This window comes from Burkholderia sp. Ax-1720 (genome assembly GCF_011753035.1).
GTDB classification, from domain to species: Bacteria; Pseudomonadota; Gammaproteobacteria; order Burkholderiales; family Burkholderiaceae; genus Burkholderia; species Burkholderia gladioli.
Genome location: NZ_VWWK01000310.1, coordinates 1 through 4,211 on the forward strand (window position 1 = coordinate 1; position 4,211 = coordinate 4,211).

General features: G+C 71.0%; 2 pseudogenes. Both read right to left on the reverse strand.

Features of this window, described 5'->3' with window-relative positions:
- Nucleotides 1-127: 127 nt before the first annotated feature.
- Nucleotides 128-2,320, reverse strand: a pseudogene (locus F3J18_RS35795) (circularly permuted type 2 ATP-grasp protein); the annotation flags it as partial.
- A 201-nt stretch (nt 2,321-2,521) separates the two neighbouring features.
- Nucleotides 2,522-4,108: pseudogene (locus F3J18_RS35800) on the reverse strand (transglutaminase family protein); the annotation flags it as partial.
- Between the last annotated feature and the right edge of the window lie 103 nt (nt 4,109-4,211).

Sequence of the window (4,211 nt, forward strand, 5' to 3'; positions counted from 1 at the left end):
AAATCGACGCGATCGATCTGGCGGCCGATCGACAGCAGGCGCCAGCCGTCGTCGCGCGTCATGTTGTCGGTCTGCGCGCCGGTGATCGCCGAGAGCAGCAGGTTGAGCCGGTCGAGCATCTGCAGCGGAAGGAGAAGCAGAGCACGCTGGCGAGGAAATCGACGCGATCGATCTGGCGGCCGATCGACAGCAGGCGCCAGCCGTCGTCGCGCGTCATGTTGTCGGTCTGCGCGCCGGTGATCGCCGAGAGCAGCAGGTTGAGCCGGTCGAGCATCTGCAGCGCGGCATTGCCGAGCTGTTCCTCGGGCTCGTCCTCGCCGTTGGTGGGCTCGTCGAACAACTGGGTGGCATCGTCGATCAGCCGCCACTGGTCGCGCGAGAGCCGCTCGCGGATCGCCGCGGCCGCGCCGCGCATGCCGAGCACGCAGGCCGCGATGCCCGAGCCGCGATCGGCGCGCCGCGACAGCGCGCGCGCCAGCGTCTGCTGGAACTCGCGCGGCGACACCGCGGCCGATTGCGTCTCGGCCGGGATCAGCCCGTTCTCGCGGCACAGCGCGTCGAGCAGTTCGAGATGCGCGGGGCTGTCGACGTCGTCCTCGCCGCGCAGCCGCTCGAAGGCGGCGCGCGCCAGGCGCGTCAGGTTGGCGGCGCGCTCGGTGTAGCGGCCCAGCCAGAACAGGTTCTCGGCGGCGCGGCTGGAGATCGTGCGCGGCCGCGCCACCAGGTCGTCGGGGCCGAGATGCGTCTGCAGCAGCGTGGTCGGGTCGATCGCGCCTTCGGTGATGACCCAGGTGTCGACGCTGCTGCCGCCGCGCGGCATCGGCGCGTTGAACAGCTCGTCGCGCGTGCCGACCCGCGACAGCCCGCCCGGCAGCACGCGCCAGGAGCCGGTGCCGTCGGCCAGCGCGAACACGCGCAGCAGCAGCGGCTTGGGCACGATCCGCGCGCCGCCCTCGTAGCCCTGCGCGCTGCTCGGCCAGGTCGGCGCCTGCGAGGGCGGCAGGTCCGACTGCACCACGTAGTGGGCCGGATTGGCGAGGATCCGCGCGCGCCATTCGAGCAACTGCTGGTGGCTCAGCCGCGCGCCGATGACCGGGTCGAAACGCCCGCCCGCCTGCGCCAGCGGCGGATAGGCGGGCTTGATGATGGAGCGCGCCAGGAGCGGCAGCGCGTCGGCGCAGGCGGCCGCCTCGCCGCACCACCAGGTGGGCAGCGCCGGCAGTTCCAGCGTCTCGCCGAGCAGGCTCTCGGCCAGCTTGGGCAGGAAGCCGAGCACGCCCGGCGACTCGAGGAAGCCCGAACCCGGCGCATTGGCCAGCAGCACGTTGCCGGCGCGCACCGCCTGCAGCAGGCCCGGCACGCCGAGCATCGAATCGGGGCGCAGCTCGAGCGGGTCCAGCCATTCGTCGTCGACGCGGCACAGGATGCCGTGCACCGGCTCCAGCCCGCTCAGCGTCTTCAGGTAGACGTGCTGGTCGCGCGCGGTCAGGTCGCCGCCTTCCACCAGGGTCAGGCCGAGATAGCGCGCCAGGTAGGCGTGCTCGAAATAGGTCGGCGCGTGGCGGCCCGGCGTGAGCAGCACGATGCGCGAATTCTTCTTGGCCGGGCTCAGGTCCTGCATGCTGTGCAGCAGCGCGCGATAGCTGGCGGCCAGGCGCTGCACGCGCAGGCCGCGGAACGCGCGCGGGAACAGCCGCGAGACGATCACGCGGTTCTCGAGCAGGTAGCCGAGCCCGGTGGGCCCTTGCGTGTGCTGCGCGACCAGCCGCCAGCGCCCGTCGGGGCCGCGCATCAGGTCGAAGGCGGCCAGGTGCAGCCACATGCCGCCCGGCACGCTGGCGCCGCGCATCGGCCGCAGGTAGCCGGGGTGCCCCGTCACCAGGGCGGGCGGCAGCAGGCCCTGCCTGAGGATGGTCTGCTCGCCATAGACGTCGGCCGTCACGGCGTTGAGCAGGCGCATGCGCTGCAGCACGCCGCGCTCGATGCTGGCCCAGTCGTCGGGCGCGACGATCATCGGCAGCAGGTCGAGCGACCAGGGCCGCGCGGCGCTGCCGCCGGCGTTCTGGTCGTGCAACTGGTAGGCCAGCCCGTTCTCGCGCATGCGGCGCTCGAGCGCCTCGGCGCGGCGGTCGAGGTCGGCGAAGCCGACGCTGCCGAGCTGGGTGAAGAAGTCGCGCCAGACCGGCGCCAGCGCGGCCGTCTGCAGGGCCGCCGCGCCGCCGCGCAGCTCGTCGTAGCGGCCGGTCACGGCCGGCGCGGCCAGCGCCGCGCCGAGCTCGGCGGCGTCCTGGATCGATCCTGTGTCGAAGAGCGTATGCATGGCGTCGTCGGCGCTCAGATCGTCGATAAATTGGGGAAGCACGATGTCGTTTCGTCAGCCTGGGCCTGGCGCGAGCAGCGTCGCGGACACCTCGTCCGCGACGCGCGCCGCCCGTCGAGCCCGAATCCTATCATTGCGGACCGACGGGTCCGACCACCTTGGCGGCCGGCTGTCTCCTCCGGTCTTGCCCGCGCATTGTTTTCAATCCCGGCGCAGGTCGAGGGTGAACGGGAATTCCCGGCTCGGCGCGGCCGGCGCCACCTCCATGCGTCCCGGCGTGTGGCCGATCGACACGAAGCGCGCCAGGCGCCGGCTCTCCGCCTCGTAGGCATTGACCGGGAAGGTCGCGTAGTTGCGCCCGCCCGGATGCGCGACGTGGTAGCGGCAACCGCCGAGCGACCGGCTCATCCAGGTATCGACGATGTCGAAGGTCAGCGGCGCGTGCACGCCGAGCGTCGGATGCAGGGCCGAGGGCGGCGCCCAGGCCTTGTAGCGCACCCCCGCCACGTATTCGCCGGCCGTGCCGGTGGGCTGCAGCGGCAGCGCCCGGCCGTTCACGGTGATCACGTGACGGTTGTCGTTCAAGCCGCTCACGCGCACCTCGAGCCGCTCCAGCGAGGAATCGACATAGCGCACCGTGCCGCCGACCGCGCCCTCCTCGCCCATCACGTGCCAGGGTTCGAGCGCGCCGCGCAGGCTCAGCTCGATGCCCTTCACCGCCACCTGGCCGAACAGCGGGAAGCGGAATTCGAAATGCGGCGCGAACCAGGCCGCGTCGAACGGGAAACCGGCCTCGCGCATCTCGGCCATCACGTCGTCGAAATCCATCTTCACGAAGGCCGGCAGCATGAAGCGGTCGTGCAGCGCGGTGCCCCAGCGCGTCAGCGAGGTCGTGTAGGGACGATCCCAGAAACGCGCCACCAGCGCGCGCAGCAGCAGTTGCTGCACCAGGCTCATGCGCGCGTGCGGCGGCATCTCGAAGGCGCGCAATTCCAGCAGGCCGAGCCGGCCCGTCGAGGAATCGGGCGAGTAGAGCTTGTCGATGCAGAACTCGGAGCGATGGGTGTTGCCGCTCACGTCGATCAAGAGGTTGCGCAGCACCCGGTCGACCAGCCAGGGCGGCATGTCCTGCCCGTGAAGCAGCTTGTTGCGCTCGATCTCCTTGAAGGCGATGTCGAGCTCGTAGACCTGGTCGTTGCGTGCCTCGTCCACCCGCGGCGCCTGGCTGGTCGGCCCGATGAACAGGCCCGAGAACAGGTAGGACAGCGAGGGATGGTTGTGCCAGTAGGCGATCAGGCTGGCCAGCAGGTCGGGCCGGCGCAGGAACGGGCTGTCGGCCGGCGTCGCGCCGCCCAGCACGAAGTGGTTGCCGCCGCCGGTGCCGACATGGCGGCCGTCGATCATGAACTTCTCCGACGACAGGCGCGTGCGCCAGGCCGCGTCGTAGAGGAATTCGGTCTGCTGCACCAGTTGCCGGAAATCGTGCGCCGGATGGATGTTCACCTCGATCACGCCCGGATCGGGCGTGACCTGCAGCACCGCCAGGCGCGCGTCGCGCGGCGGGGCGTAGCCTTCCAGCACCAGCTTCACGCCGAGCGAGCGGGCGGTCAGCTCGACCGCGGAAAGCAGGTCGAGATAGTCCTCCAGCGCGGCCAGCGGCGGCATGAACAGGTAGAGCACGCCGTGGCGGACCTCGGCGCACAGCGCGGTGCGCGTGATCCAGGCGGCCGATTCGAAGCGATCGGGGTAGCGGTTCGCGGCGGTGTCGTGCGAGGCGCGGGCGGCGCCCTCGGCCTTGAGAACAGCGGACAAAACGCCGCCAGCATGGACTGCAGCGACAGCCTGAGATACATCCAGCGTTTGCATGACATGACCTATAAAAGAATGAAGC